Origin of the sequence: Bacillus sp. AR2-1 (genome assembly GCF_008368755.1) — a bacterium.
Lineage (GTDB): Bacteria > Bacillota > Bacilli > Bacillales > Bacillaceae_G > Bacillus_A > Bacillus_A wiedmannii.
Genome location: NZ_QORY01000014.1, coordinates 119705 through 132695, shown reverse-complemented (window position 1 = coordinate 132695; position 12991 = coordinate 119705). Strand labels below are relative to the sequence as shown.

Annotated in this window: 13 protein-coding genes and 2 pseudogenes; 3 read left to right on the top strand and 12 right to left on the bottom strand. The window is 33.5% G+C overall.

Annotated features, from left to right (window positions below; all coding sequences use genetic code 11):
* Positions 1-39 precede the first annotated feature (39 nt).
* Positions 40-852 carry a glycoside hydrolase family 25 protein gene (locus DT250_RS16680; protein ID WP_149213366.1) on the bottom strand — a complete coding sequence of 271 codons (813 nt, stop codon included), beginning with the start codon at positions 850-852 and terminating at the stop codon, positions 40-42.
* 525 nt (positions 853-1377) lie between these two features.
* Entirely contained in the window at positions 1378-1968 is a 591-nt protein-coding gene (locus DT250_RS16675) for a hypothetical protein (RefSeq protein WP_149213365.1), read from the bottom strand.
* A 275-nt stretch (positions 1969-2243) separates the two neighbouring features.
* On the opposite strand from DT250_RS16675, the gene DT250_RS16670 reads away from it, so the two are divergent.
* Entirely contained in the window at positions 2244-2438 is a 195-nt protein-coding gene (locus DT250_RS16670; protein ID WP_060488666.1) for a hypothetical protein, read from the top strand.
* Between the two features lie 906 nt (positions 2439-3344).
* On the opposite strand, the gene DT250_RS16665 is transcribed toward DT250_RS16670, so the two are convergent.
* The 6 genes from DT250_RS16665 to DT250_RS16635 form a co-directional block, all read right to left on the bottom strand.
* Positions 3345-3881 carry a C1q-like domain-containing protein gene (locus DT250_RS16665; protein WP_001278094.1) on the bottom strand — a complete coding sequence of 179 codons (537 nt, stop codon included), beginning with the start codon at positions 3879-3881 and terminating at the stop codon, positions 3345-3347.
* Positions 3882-4113: 232 nt separating this feature from the next.
* Positions 4114-4425: a hypothetical protein gene (locus tag DT250_RS16655; protein WP_149213363.1), complete on the bottom strand. Its 312-nt coding sequence runs from the start codon at positions 4423-4425 to the stop codon at positions 4114-4116.
* Positions 4407-5429 carry an anti-sigma factor gene (locus DT250_RS16650; RefSeq protein ID WP_149213362.1) on the bottom strand — a complete coding sequence of 341 codons (1023 nt, stop codon included), beginning with the start codon at positions 5427-5429 and terminating at the stop codon, positions 4407-4409. Before DT250_RS16650 ends, DT250_RS16655 begins: the two co-directional genes overlap by 19 nt.
* Entirely contained in the window at positions 5419-5919 is a 501-nt protein-coding gene (locus tag DT250_RS16645; RefSeq protein WP_088122040.1) for a sigma-70 family RNA polymerase sigma factor, read from the bottom strand. Before DT250_RS16645 ends, DT250_RS16650 begins: the two co-directional genes overlap by 11 nt.
* A gap of 617 nt (positions 5920-6536) precedes the next feature.
* A complete protein-coding gene (locus DT250_RS16640) occupies positions 6537-6788 on the bottom strand; it encodes a DUF3947 family protein (protein WP_033656336.1) in 252 nt (83 codons plus the stop codon).
* Positions 6789-7139: 351 nt separating this feature from the next.
* Positions 7140-7538, bottom strand: coding sequence for a CHRD domain-containing protein (locus DT250_RS16635; RefSeq protein ID WP_149213361.1), 399 nt, complete (start codon positions 7536-7538; stop codon positions 7140-7142).
* A gap of 200 nt (positions 7539-7738) precedes the next feature.
* Here DT250_RS16635 and DT250_RS16630 point away from each other — a divergent pair, with 200 nt between their 5' ends.
* Positions 7739-7876, top strand: a complete 138-nt coding sequence (locus tag DT250_RS16630; RefSeq protein ID WP_000443219.1) for a DUF3956 family protein — start codon at positions 7739-7741, stop codon at positions 7874-7876.
* Between the two features lie 121 nt (positions 7877-7997).
* Here the strand turns inward: DT250_RS16630 and DT250_RS16625 are convergent, their stop codons facing one another.
* Both DT250_RS16625 and DT250_RS32810 read right to left on the bottom strand, forming a co-directional pair.
* Complete coding sequence (locus DT250_RS16625; protein ID WP_149213360.1) at positions 7998-8276, bottom strand: hypothetical protein; 279 nt, start codon at positions 8274-8276, stop codon at positions 7998-8000.
* Positions 8277-8512: 236 nt separating this feature from the next.
* Positions 8513-8682: pseudogene (locus DT250_RS32810) on the bottom strand (DUF6944 family repetitive protein); the annotation flags it as partial.
* Positions 8683-8996: 314 nt separating this feature from the next.
* On the opposite strand from DT250_RS32810, the gene DT250_RS16615 reads away from it, so the two are divergent.
* On the top strand, positions 8997-10988 hold the full coding sequence (locus tag DT250_RS16615) for a collagen-like repeat preface domain-containing protein (RefSeq protein WP_149213359.1): 1992 nt from the start codon (positions 8997-8999) through the stop codon (positions 10986-10988).
* A gap of 62 nt (positions 10989-11050) precedes the next feature.
* On the opposite strand, the pseudogene DT250_RS16610 reads toward DT250_RS16615, so the two are convergent.
* Both DT250_RS16610 and DT250_RS16605 read right to left on the bottom strand, forming a co-directional pair.
* A pseudogene (locus DT250_RS16610) lies at positions 11051-11200 on the bottom strand (IS3 family transposase); the annotation flags it as partial.
* 354 nt (positions 11201-11554) lie between these two features.
* Entirely contained in the window at positions 11555-12976 is a 1422-nt protein-coding gene (locus tag DT250_RS16605; RefSeq protein ID WP_255450215.1) for a tetratricopeptide repeat protein, read from the bottom strand.
* Between the last annotated feature and the right edge of the window lie 15 nt (positions 12977-12991).

The window sequence follows — 12991 nt, the reverse complement described above, 5'->3', positions numbered from 1 at the left end:
TAAGATGGCCCTTTACGTATTCCTAAAACATTTATTTACTTATAGGTATTTAATATTTAAATGTTCTTCCAGTATCCAATTATTTTGCCCGATATCTACCGCATTTTTGGCTCTGCCCCACACACGAAAAGATTTTGATCCATCAATATTACCTTTATAATTTATACATTCAGGCTCTGCATAATAGTTTACTCCATACCCAACAGGATATTTTGAAACTACAATACCAATACCATTTGATTGCTGTGTATTCTTTTTGTTAAATTGAATAGGTTGATTTACTTGATCCGAACCTATAAACCAAGAAAGCGACTTATTTCCTATTAATTGATTTACATCACATTTCCCAATACCAGGAACATTTCCCGCATCAGTATATTGCCAAATATCACACGGATATGCTGGCTTATTTCCTCCATAACGAGGAATCCATACAAAATCAACTTCAATATTACGTGCTCCAAATGATACATACGTGTGATGCCCCACGTATAGCCCTACTTTTTTCGCACCTAAACGGCGTAATTCATCTATAAACGCTTGTGTCCCCCCTTGCATATCCATCATCGTTTGAATTTCTACGTCCACCACCCAAAACTTAGCAGATTTATCGCCACGACTCCAAAAATCTTGTGCCTCTTTCCTTGCATCAGCAATAGATATAAAGCGACAAAATGCATAATTACCAAATGGAATACTGCGTTTCTTCATTTCATTCACATAATTTTGATACATAAAATCTACTGTATTCGAGCCATCTTGAACTCTAGCAATAACTAAATCTAGCTGAGATGCTGCAATATCCCAATCAATAGTTCCATTCCATTTTGAAATATCGATAATATACCCCAATACAATTCATCTCCTTTTTAATATCATATTCAAAGCTTGTCTTATTGAAAGCCCCTTATGCCTAATACTAGCTATCTATAATATAAATAAGGAGAATCTATATTATTTTTCAAAACATATAATCTTTTAATTAAACTTCCACTAATTCTATTTATTTTTCATACAGTTCATTCACAAATTCGAGATATGCACTATCATCTATTAGTAAATAATATCAATTAGTTAACCCTTCATTAGCGCTATTATTAGAAACGTTTTCATTATTACTACTCATCGATATTAATCTTCTTTAGACTAATAAACATATGTATGACAGCTAACTTTCTGTGTTTCTTACGGTTACTCTATATTAACGAAAATAATTTATCTTTCATTTCTTATATATTTTCACATCAAACATACTATCTTTATACACTATATATTTATCAATGGAAATTTCAGTCGCCATCCGCAATTAGCTAGACAATGTAACGTTAATACATATAAAAAAGACATTTTCTATTAAAGAAAATGTCTACTTACAATCTAGTAAAACAGTTTTGGTGTTAAATCTGTATTTTGTAATTGTGCACTCTCACCGCTCGGAACACAGCTTGTGGAGAATAAAATTGGGATATCACAAATGTCATCGTTCATTACATCATGAAATACATTTGCAGCAACACCAGTAAATGTTTGACATAAATTTGAAATATCATCATTAAAAAATTGAATCACTTGCGCAGCAAAAACTGGAAAGACAACATTTGATCCACCAGGAAGCTGCGGCTGTACAACAACTTGTTCAAAATAAGGATTATTTTCTAACGCCACTTGAAATAAATGAGCAATTTCAAATGCATCTAATGGACATGGAAGTGGATTTACAATGTTATTTTCATTATTAGTTACAATAACTGTTACACTTACATTCCCAAATTCTACAAAAGATTTTAGAAGCGTTGCTAACGCTATCGCTTTTTCATTACTTAACGCATGCACTAAAATAATATAATTCCCGCCAACTAGAATTAGCGGACCAACTGAAACAGTTGGATCAGCACCAATTGAATTTTTTAACTCATTGAAATATGTGATCCACGGTGGTGAAAGCTGAGCTTGTACATTTTCTTGCACTCTTTCATTACCTCCTAATACAATTCTTACTACTATAATATGTATCAAGGAAAAAAGTGTATTAGATAAATTACTTATTTTTTGCTTTTACCTATTATATCGATTAAACATTTTATAGAATATTCTCAGTTTCCAATGCATTTCCCACATTTTCACCACGCCATAAAACCCCATATTATTATCAACTCAACTAAAATTTCATATTATATTAATACGCCTTTATAATCTGAACGAAAAAGTGCAGAATAAGATGCTGCATATGAGGAGCTGATTTTATGAAAAAAAAACCTATCGTGGTTAAAGTTCCACCAAACTCAAAACTAAAAATCACATTTTTCGGTCCATGTAACGAGGTAATTACAAATGTTTCTATAATTAACCAACTTTCCACACCTAAGTGTCAAACTATTACGCAATATCCAAACTATAAGAAATACGAAACTGAAGTACGATCATTATCCAGTTGTTAATCCATTCTATTCACAATCCTTACAATTTGGTTAGCTCCGCGACTACGGGAATAGACCAAAATTACTCATTTCATGTTATTCCATTGATAATCTATTGATTTTTTACACGTTTTTATTAATCGAGCATATATTATCGTATGGAGATTATCCACTCATAAAACCTATCTTTCTTTAGAGCGTACTTTTTATGTATGCTCTTTTTTTATTTATCTCTCATTCTGTACACATAAACCTACTCACTTTTATATTTCACGGGCGATCAACCTACCTGCTGCTTATAAACAATTTAATCAATGTGTAATCAACAATACTCCTTTATTTATTATACGTTCACTACTCTGTTAAATTAGTGTATTGATTCAATCATCATTCATTAATATATTCCCCTTCTAAATTGAACAAATATGTATTAAAATTCTTTATATACTCAAGGAGGTCAAAAATGTTCAAGTTGCATCCCATACTACTCATCTTAGGATTTATTTTATTTTTATATAGTGTAATCGTCTTAATGTTTTTCCTTTCTATACAATAGCAATACCTACAAAAACCTATGTTAAATATGTAATTTCTATATAGTAAAGAAAAAGCCCGTAATTATACGGCCTTTTATGTATTAATAAATTTAGATGTCTTTTCTATTCCATAAGACGACTAGCAAATGTAATGCCTAAGAACTTTCACAACCATGTTACTTGTTTCGTTGTACTCTTTTTATTACCTGCAGAATATCTAATACTCATAATAAGCTAGCACTTTCAACCTTACATCCTAGCATGTGAAATTCTCCTGAAACAAACTATCTTTAGCCTATTTACTTATATATTTTAGAAAAATAATAATAATCCCCCACCATTTGGTGTAGGGGATTAACTAAACCTACTGAAAAGTATTTTATTCTCTTCGTTATTTAATTGGAGAAGGGAATCTTGCAGCTTCAAAATGTGAGCCGTCTTCTGAAGGACTTAAAACTCCGTCTATGCTACTTTGTGCATAAACCTCAACTTGATCTCCTTCATTCAATTGAATAATCGTCGAAACACTTACTACATTTCCAAAACCTATTGGACCGAAAAAATCATTATCTATAGCTATTGCTGCATTTCCATTTACACGAATTTCTACACGAGCTCTATAATTTAAGCTAGGATCGTTTGGAAAGAAACCAATCGTTCCAATAATAGAGTAAACTCCCCTAGTCTTCGGAATAAAAATAGACGTTACTGGATTATACTCATTTGCTAAATCAAATTGTTCATTTTGGAACAATACCTTTACAAAAGTATTGGCAGGAACCGTTTGATTCACCGTATTTCTAGCTCTAAATGCAGATGCCCTAACAAGCTTCTCCTCGTTGTCATTACACTTACTCGTGCTCTTACAACAATCATGCTGTTTCTTTTTATACTCTTTACAATACTTACAGTAGTAATAGCAAGACATGTTAGTTCCCCTTTCATGCTGATTACTACATATTATGTAAGGGGGATTCGCAATGTTTGGACGAGCTATTGTTTTAGCACTATACTTATCGCCTATTTATATACACTTGAGAGGAAAACATATTAATAAAAACACAACCTAGATGTATAGCAATCCATTCAAATTTAATGGATTCTTCACTTAGCTATTTTACTTTCAATACAAAAAAGAGCGAATCTACATTCGCTCTTTTTTATGGCCCAAAGCTTATCATCCAACCTAACATAAATCCAAATACAGCAAACAACAACATAAAAACAAATAAACTACATGCCCACAATGCATATTTTCGACTTTTGCTTTTTGTGATCATCCCTACGACTGAGCACACCACTCCAATACCAACTATTTGCAGAAAACCTTTACCTATAAATGTTTCTTGAATAAGCAATATAATGTTCAAATACAATAACGCTAGAAAGGCAATAATTAATGAAATAGTCCCCATCCACGTTTCCTGTCTATACATATGATTCTTTCTTTTTTTTAAGAATGCCAATTCCATAACCTCGCTTCACCTACTTTCAATTTTCTAACTTTTTCGTGGCTCATCAATTTTTCAACTTCTACTTTAGGCCCAGTTACAACTGCCCCGTATGTTTTCACCCCATTTTTTTCAAGGAAAGAAATACGCTTTGACAACTCTAATACTTTTTCTCTAGATAGCTTCACTGCTAAATCTTCATGCTTCTGTAATGACTTTAAAACATCAATAAATTGTTCCTCATGAGGTGAATCACTTTCAAAAGCACCACTTGGCCTTGAAATCATTTCTGCTGGAAAGCCAATCGGGGCTACATACATACCCTCTTCATTCGTTTGCTTCTCCTCTAATCCTGTATTAATGGCATACCACACAATATCAATAGTAGGAAACATATCCGTTACCTCTTGTACACTTAATAATTCTCTAAAAGATACAAATGCTTCTACAACAGATTCTTGCGGAAGACCCTTTAATACCTGCGCTTCTTCGCTACTATTATAGGACACATTATAATTATTAGGATGAGACAATACTTCGTTGTCTATATACGGGATTTCCGGAATTTTTTCATCTGTTGTATATTCACGGCTTACTTTCGTTGCTCTACTAAATACATAATCTGTTTTCTCTTCTCCTATTCGAATATCTTTCTTTCCTACTCTTTTATACAAATCAAAATGCAATTGCAAACTAAGCGGTAACAACGTTTGCTCCATGTCCCTATCTTTCAAAAATACATTTGGTTCTGTTACACTTAACGTTTGATTTACTACATTCCGTATCTCCATTGCGTTTGTAGGTGCCAATGTATAATATAAGAGTGTTGATATATATATAATAGGTTGAATAAGTAATAAAAAAGTAAATACAATTAAAACATTCGTAATACGTGCTCTTTTTTTACCTATTTTCAACAATTGCTCTTGTTTTCCATCAGATAGTGAAGCCGGTCTTTGATGAATAGCTTCTTGTAACAGTTCTTTATAATCATCTTGTTCAGAATGAGGTTTATCATTTGTCATTTTGACTCTTTTCCTCCTTTAACAATTCTTTTAATCTCTTTCTCCCGCGAAACATGTGACTTTTATACGTATTTAACTTTAAATCTAATACAGAAGCACCCTCTTCGTACGTTAATTGATGTACGTCACATAATAAAATAGCTTGTGCCTCTATTACCGGTAAAGTATGAATAATCTGAATTAACTTTTCATAACTATTTTTTGCGACTACATACTCTTCTGTAGATTCCCCCGCTTGTATTGTCTCTAATTCCTCCGTTCCTACAAAGGTTACTTTTTTCTCTTTCCTAACATAATCAATAAACGTATGATATGCCACTTTAAAAAGCCATGATTTTACCTTTTGATTTTCATAGTCTTCTAAATAAAGATACGCTCGATAAAAAGTCTCTTGCATCAAGTCCTCCGCTACGTGATGGCTACGAGAAAGGGAAAATAAATACCGGTACACATCGTTTATATAAACCTTATATATTTCTTCAATCTCCATCCCCCTCCTCCTTTCATATATAACACGAATAAACAAATTCAAAAGTTGCATTATTTTTCCTTTTTCCTTTTTTATTTATAAAAAAAACATCATTTATACATTTTAATAACTACTTACAATTATAAACAAAATACTAGATATTACGGCTGTAAATATCTTTCAAAACCAGTAAAAAAACGATTCAGATGTTCTCCTGCTTTTTGTTGGTTGATAGTTATATGACAATCATCCTGTACGATATACCCGCAGATAGGACTTCGTTGTTACATTTCGATCTGGTCCGCGTAAATAAATGTTCATATATCCTTGCATACAGAGCCACTAACCATCATTTGTCATGATAAGATAATTCACATTCTTTCTTTAATCGGTATTATCTCGTCAAAAAACACTTGTAGTATGTACGGAGATTATCTCATTGGCTATTTACAAATTGTAGGTGAGGACTATTTGACGCTTACATATCCCCCTCTCCATTTGCGGGTAATAAGACTCCAAAAAAAAAATTCGGAACATGCAAGAAAGGTAGGTAGGAGCCAGATCGTCCGTATATGTCCAATTAGCGAGGACTAATAATCGGTTTGGGATACCTGCCCCCTACTGATTAAACTTTCAATTTATAGATTAAATACAGTTCCATATGGGATAGTAAGAAAAGAACTTCCATACGGTGTGATTTGATGCACTGGGTAAAAATACTCCATAGATGAATAATACGGCTGGATACCTTGTTGCTGCATTTGCATTTGTTGTTGCATTTGTAATGCTTGTTGAACAGCTTGAACTGTACTTTGTGCTCCACTAAACGTTATTGATGTACCATACGCTGGTCGCATACCAGCTTGAGTAGCAAAATAAGAATAAAACATTACTTTCATCTCACTTCCCTAAAAGTAATTACAAGTTATATTATGATCCTTTAATTCAGTGGGTGCGGAGAGTTAATCTATTAGCTTTGATTAGCTTTGATTAGGTTTAAAAATTTTTATTATCTGTTACACTTTCATATTTCATTTACAAGGTTCATCTACTAATACTAATTTAATTTTTGAAGGGGCATTTCATTAACAAGTTTCTGATAACTATTTTTTAAATTCGACCACTTTCAAAATTTTAGAAATGAATGTTTAAGATTACTAAAAATAGATTATTTATCTATACAACCTTCACAAAATAAAAACACCCTAAACGGATGCTTTATTTTTCACTACTTTTATTCATTAACAATAATTCAATTGTCCTCGTATTTCACCATTAGAATGTTGTACTGTATGAACATTAATATATATGTTTCCAGATATGATTTCATTTACAAGAGGACCTAATGTTTGACCCGCTAACGGCCCGACCAAATCTTCTTGAGTAATCATTCCCGTAAGAGTTGCACACTCTATTGAAACTGGATTTGTTATAGGTCCAAATAAAAAAGCTACAACAGGACCGTTCGTTCCTTTTGACCCAAGATGCAGATGGGCAGCTACTACATCCTCTATATCGAATAAATCTAGCTTGAATTTTAAGCTAAGCTTGTCCGGACTTAATTTAAAGAAAGCCTCTCCTCGAGCACCTGTTTCTACTGGTGGAACTTCATTCCTACCGCGTAACTTTGCAAAGAACATATTTACCACTCCTACGTTGTTATATACTCCTAATATATTCTTGTCCTTCATATATGGTGTTAATAAATCAGGTATTAGTCTACTTAATTTTTTTATACCATAGGTTAAATTATCAATTCTATTAAATTCATTAATCTGACTATTTCGTATTATAATTTCATTCATATACTATATTAGATTACTCGAAAGGAGGCGAAAGTATGGAAAGCTGTGTTTTGTTCGTTAATGGACAACCTCTTTTAGTGGTCTCAGTCGCTGGAATCGAAATTGCTAGATTAGAACTTTCTCTTCAAGTAGCATTGACCTTAATAGCATTAGGAATTCCAATCTGTGCATAAACGTTAGGTATCTATTCAAAAGAGAGCTTAGGCTCTCTTTTTTATTTATATCTTTCCTTCACAACAAAAAAAGACACCACTAAAAGCACGGCATCGCGTAAAATAACTGCTATTTGTTTAATCATTTCTTCACTAGCAACCCTAATTCATGTAGAATTTCTGAGAACGAATAACCATATGCAAAACCTACAATACGAATCCCTGGAATCCATCTATGTTCTAAATTTTCATTGTATGTTTTCTTATAATACTTTAATTTAGAATCTATACTGTATTTGTCGTCAATAATTACTTCATCGCTATGAAATCCATCCATTTCAATCTGAACAGCTACGTACTCTGCTCCCTCAATAAAGGCTTTATTATAACACTTTTCTAATTCTTCTAATGTCACTCCCATTATTAACCTCCTTTCCAAATGGGTGTTTTGTTCAATAAAAAAGAGCATCTAGATCAGTAGATGCGAAGATATATAAAAGGTAAGCTCTTGGAGTATTTAATAGATTATAAACTGGTTGCTTGTCCTACAATATATTATATGATTTTCATATAAAAATAATTCATCAAAAAACAAGGTGAAAATTACTCATTTTCATTTTAGAAAATAGTTACATTTTAATTTTTTAAACTAGTCTATCAATCGCACCCTTCCAACTCCTCATTTTCTTCACGTATTTGTCCAATTAATGAAATTATGAAACCTACGGCTTGTATCCAACTTCCTGCTATTTCTATCAGCTGTCTTCCTTTATTTTTTCATTCGGTTCGCTATTTACTTGAGTGTTTAAATTTTTTCCATTTATATTACTTTTCCTATAAAACAAAGTAGTTTTTGCAAATAGATGATTTCTTCACTAGAACACTTAATAAATAACTCTTTTATGTTTTAAGTTAATAAAAATATATTTCCATTTTGTTTTCTAGCCTTACTTACACTTCTTGTTAATAACCAAGTATTGATTATACGTCCCATAAGAACGTCTTAATTTTCTAAACATATACTTAGAAGAAAAATATTCCTGAACATTACACAAATACTTACAAATCCTTTAAATGCAGAAGAAAATACAAACTCTTAAAGCATACTTAACGATGATAAAATTTTAAAAAGGAGGTAATTATGAAAAATAATCAAAACTCAAACGATCCGTGCAAAAAATTCCAATTTCCCTGTTTTATTTCTATATCCTCTTGTGATCAAAGTAATTGTTGTACACCTGTTTTTTTCTCATTTTCTCAGCAACAAGAATTATTGTCCCTCATTAACCAATTAAATCAAGCTATCCTTTCTTTCTTTACCACGCCAAATCCGACAACTATACAAATACTCCAATCATCATTACAAGCGTTAAATGATTTAATAATTGCAGTACAACCAAATACTCCAAATAAAAATTTAGTTATACGAACTATCACTCAATTAATCAATTCTTTGCCTACTGCATCTCTTACTCAAATCTCTGCGTTATTCCAATTTCTATTCCAAAATTTATCTTCGCTCATTAGTTGTTCCAATATATCGGACCCATTGTTACAACAAACATTCAACTTAATTTTGCAAGGAATATTAAATAGTTCTCTATTAAATATTATCGGAATACCCGGTCCTACTGGAGCGACAGGACCTAGAGGATTTCCAGGACCTAAAGGAGCTACTGGTCCTCAAGGTGTGCAAGGTATTCAAGGGCCAGAAGGACCAGAAGGAGCTACTGGTCCTCAAGGTGTGCAAGGGCTTCAAGGACCGGAAGGACTTGCAGGAGCTACTGGACCTCAAGGCGTGGAAGGGCTTCAAGGGCCAGAAGGACCGGAAGGACCGACTGGACCCCAAGGTGTGCAAGGGCTTCAAGGACCACCTGGGCCACCTGGACCCACTGGCTCTGGGACTGGAATGGGAGTTCCTGGACCCCCAGGACCGACTGGACCTCAGGGAGTACAAGGTATTCAAGGGCCGGAAGGACCAGAAGGAGCTACTGGACCTCAAGGTGTGCAAGGCATTCAAGGGCCGGAAGGACTCGAAGGGCCGACTGGACCTCAAGGTGTGCAAGGTATTCAAGGACCGGAAGGACCAGAAGGGCCGACTGGACCTCAAGGTGTGCAAGGTATTCAAGGACCGGAAGGACCACCAGGGCCGACTGGAGATTGTGAGTGTCCAACAGGACCTACGGGACCGACTGGGCCAACCGGCCCCACTGGACCTGCATGTAATTTCCTTGTTTATGTTACAAACGCAGGAGCCATAGACGATCCCACAGATGATACAGTATCTGTAATCAACACCGGAACAAATACAGTTGTTGCTACCATTACTGTAGATAATGCACCACTCGAAGTAACAGTCTCACCAAATGGAACTCGCGCTTATGTTACTAATATTTTTTCTAATACCGTTTCTGTTATTAATACTGCCACTAATATAGTTGTCGCTACCATTCCTGTTGGATCTAATCCAATCGGTGTAGCTGTTACTCCAAATAACACAACTGTTTATGTTGGAAATCACGGTAATAATACGGTTTCTGTTATCAATGCTGCTACTAACACAGTTGTTGCTACCATTCCTGTTGGCAACGCTCCGCAAGGAATCACTGTTTCTCCAAATGGAACCTTTGCATATGTTGCAAACGAATTAAGCAACAATATTTCTGTTATTAATACTGCTACTAATACAGTTAGTGCTACCATTTCTGTTGGCATTCGTCCTAGAATAATCGTCTTTACACTAGATGGTACTCGTGCGTATGTCACAAATCAAAACAGCAATACTGTTTCTGTTATTGACACCGCTACTAATTCCGTAATTAATACAATTAACGTAGGTGCTGAACCGGTTGGTATAGATATTACACCAGATGGCACACGTATTTACGTTGTAAATAAAGTTAGTAATAATGTATCAGTAATAAGCGTGGCGACAAATACTGTAATTAATACAATTCCTGTTGCCTTATCCCCGGATCAAGTAACCATCATACCAGATGGCACTCTCGCCTACGTTACAAACCAAGGTAGCAATACTGTTTCTGTTATCAATACTGCCACAAATACGGTTATAGATACGGTTCCAGTAGGTGTTGCTCCAACTGGTATAGCAACTGGAAATATTTGCGAATAATCTAAAAAACAGAGGAACCCTAAATATAATCTGTCCCCTTTGTAAAGGACATTTTGAAAAATTTAGGCAACATCAAGAAGATGATTTCTGTATCCAACAGGAGTCATCTTTTTTAAATTCCATTGATATCTATAGTACGTCATATATTTCTTAATCTCTTGTTTCAACTCAACAAAGGACGTGCAAGGTTTTACATGACATTCATCTTTCAGTTGGCGCTGCAAACTAGTTCAAAAGCTAATACTAAGCTGTCTATACTTTTCAAATCCTTCATCTTAATCTTCCATATCGTCTTTTTAACAATGGTCTTAAAAATAATATCGATCTAATCTATACTGTTCTCCTCAGTTCAATTTTCTAACATATTAAATTTAGTATTTTGTTCCATTGATTATAAATAATTAAGCTTTATTTTAATTCAATAAGTAGTAGCGCTTGAAATAGCTGATACGGTAGATTGTACTCCAACTTTAAACGCAAACAAGTCAGATTAAAAAACATCTGACTTGTTTGCGTTTAATTTATCACTATGCTTCCCTACCTGTATTAACACGTTAAGTTTTATTTTACTCTAGCTGTACTCCTTCTCTTTTAAACTTATCAATTAATTCATGATATGTATTTATTTCTTGCTCACTTTTATCCCAATTCTCCCCGTAAATATGACTAATTTCCCCCTGTGATATTTCTATAATTGAGATACTACCATCGTTTTTCATTAACACGTATACATTTGTGCCTTCTTTATATATTCTAACAAGGTATTCACTTCTTAAACTCTGTATGCTTTGTTGTCCCGCTTTTTCCATAACAGTAGGAACATAACTATCAGTTATAAATTGACGAAGCGATTTTTCACTAAAGTCACTTGTTTCTAATAAACCTAATGCTGACGAAATCATATAAATAAGATCTAGCTCCTCTTGTCTCTGTAACTTGTCCTTAGATATAATTAAACTACTTCGTTTTTCTTCATGATTATTCGGCACCACATTTTCATCCTGATACGGCTTATAACTCTGCGGCTGTTCTGCATAATTATTTGGTATATTATTTTTATATACTTTATGATAAGGACTATAAAAGTTTCCGACACGCAAAACGAGTAAAAGAGACAAAACAATTAACAAACAAATATACCAAATATTGTATCTCGGATGTTCAATATTTGAATACGATTGGATTTCTATATGCTCTTCTGGTAATAACTTATGCTCTCTTTTTGAAATTTCTTGTTCTCTTGTATTTTGATCACTTCGTAGAATATTTTTCTTGTCGACCGCTTTTATTAATCCAACTTCCTTATGAATCTTCTCTTGAATTTTAGAAGAAATGAAATGCATCACAAAAAATAAAATATAAATGGTACTCGCATACCAACCTATTAAATATATAGGTAGTATCCCCCAAACAAATGAACTTAAAAAGTATAAAAAGTAATATAAGTTTTTATTCTTAAAATATACAAACGTAAATAATGAACAGAATTTTGAGACCGGCAATCCTATAACATGTGCAAACTTTGCGGTAAAATCACAAATTTTTTTTTTTGTCCCAATCGTCTTTTTATAAATCGAATATGCATCCTTATTATATGGATCTAGCCGCAGTGCAACTTCCGCAAACATCCTTTCTTTTTTAAAATTCCCCTGATACGTTGCTGCTGTTGCGAATAAAACAAGGTTGATTGTATTTTCCAAATTTAATTTTAAAGCCTGCCGTTCTGCTCTTAATGCCTCCTCTTGCTTTTTAGGAAAAGATGTGTAAAGAATATACGCATACTTCCCTAAATAAATTTCATTTTCAGGTTCCAGTGCTATCGCTTTCTCTAAATACACTAGCGAATTCTTAACGGGTTCAAAACATCTAACAGCTTCTCCCATAAAGAAATTGAACTTTCCATTTTCAGGATAGTTTTTCAATCCTATCTCTGCTAATTCCCTTACTTTTTTATAATTGTTTTGAGCACTGAAAATATCTAATCCCACCGAGAGTACCTCTTC

Coding starts and splice junctions, on each gene's coding strand:
- DT250_RS16670 (WP_060488666.1), top strand. CDS start 2,244: ATGAAAAAAAAACCTATCGTGGTTAAAGTTCCACCAAACTCAAAACTA.
- DT250_RS16665 (WP_001278094.1), bottom strand. CDS start 3,881: ATGTCTTGCTATTACTACTGTAAGTATTGTAAAGAGTATAAAAAGAAA.
- DT250_RS16655 (WP_149213363.1), bottom strand. CDS start 4,425: ATGGAATTGGCATTCTTAAAAAAAAGAAAGAATCATATGTATAGACAG.
- DT250_RS16650 (WP_149213362.1), bottom strand. CDS start 5,429: ATGACAAATGATAAACCTCATTCTGAACAAGATGATTATAAAGAACTG.
- DT250_RS16645 (WP_088122040.1), bottom strand. CDS start 5,919: ATGGAGATTGAAGAAATATATAAGGTTTATATAAACGATGTGTACCGG.
- DT250_RS16640 (WP_033656336.1), bottom strand. CDS start 6,788: ATGTTTTATTCTTATTTTGCTACTCAAGCTGGTATGCGACCAGCGTAT.
- DT250_RS16635 (WP_149213361.1), bottom strand. CDS start 7,538: ATGTTCTTTGCAAAGTTACGCGGTAGGAATGAAGTTCCACCAGTAGAA.
- DT250_RS16630 (WP_000443219.1), top strand. CDS start 7,739: ATGGAAAGCTGTGTTTTGTTCGTTAATGGACAACCTCTTTTAGTGGTC.
- DT250_RS16625 (WP_149213360.1), bottom strand. CDS start 8,276: ATGGGAGTGACATTAGAAGAATTAGAAAAGTGTTATAATAAAGCCTTT.
- DT250_RS16615 (WP_149213359.1), top strand. CDS start 8,997: ATGAAAAATAATCAAAACTCAAACGATCCGTGCAAAAAATTCCAATTT.